1 protein-coding gene and 1 tRNA gene are annotated in these 726 nt (G+C 62.9%); one reads left to right on the top strand and one right to left on the bottom strand.

Going from position 1 to position 726, the window contains the following annotated elements; genetic code table 11:
• Positions 1 to 97 precede the first annotated feature (97 nt).
• Positions 98 to 170, top strand: a tRNA-Ala gene (locus ABD323_RS42775).
• A gap of 259 nt (positions 171 to 429) precedes the next feature.
• Here the strand turns inward: ABD323_RS42775 and ABD323_RS42770 are convergent.
• A partial coding sequence (locus tag ABD323_RS42770; protein ID WP_344447440.1) for a 2Fe-2S iron-sulfur cluster-binding protein occupies positions 430 to 726 on the bottom strand: 297 nt, incomplete at its 5' end.

Here is a 726-nt window from a genome sequence, read left to right as displayed (position 1 = left end):
GTGTGGACCCCCTGTGTGGAGGCCTGCCGGCGATGGGGTACATTATTTCGCACAGGCAGCGGTTGAGAGCCGTGAACACACTGAACCGAATACACACGGGGCTATGGCGCAGTTGGTAGCGCGTCTCGTTCGCATCGAGAAGGTCAGGGGTTCGATTCCCCTCAGCTCCACCCTAGGGTTGTTATTAGGACCCGTGCCCGAGTGAGTGCCCTTCAGTAGGAGGTCAGCACCGGAAATCGAAGGGCCACCTGCAGGGCGGGTGGCCTTTTTGCTGCGCGTGCTCGGTAGCTGGCCGTGGTCTGGGGTTGCGGTGCTCTGGGTGTGTTCGCGCTGGAGGGCGTGGAGCGTGCCGATCGGTCCATGGAGATCGTGACCGGTGACTCCGGCCTCCTGAGGATCACGTGTCAGCAACAGACGTACGCATGTCGTTCAGAGATCGATGACCAGACGTGAGCAGGCGGCACGGGACACGCAGATGAAGATGGCGTCGTTGGCCGCTTGTTCATCTGGGTTCAGCAGCGAGTCGCGATGGTCGACCTGGCCGGAGAGAACCTTGGTCTCGCAAGTGCCGCAGGTCCCTTCCTCGCAGGAGTAGACGACCGGGACGCCGGCTTCCTCGGCCACCCGGAGGATTGATCGGTGCGGCGGGATCGTTAGCGTGAGCCCGCTGGCAGCCAACTCGACGACGAAGGAGTCGGCGTGCACTGGTGCGTCGAACTCCTTCGG

Source organism: Kitasatospora nipponensis, assembly GCF_039528135.1.
Classification (GTDB): Bacteria; Actinomycetota; Actinomycetes; order Streptomycetales; family Streptomycetaceae; genus Kitasatospora; species Kitasatospora nipponensis.
Note: the sequence above shows the minus strand (reverse complement) of the source record. Positions and strands in the feature narration are given on the sequence as shown.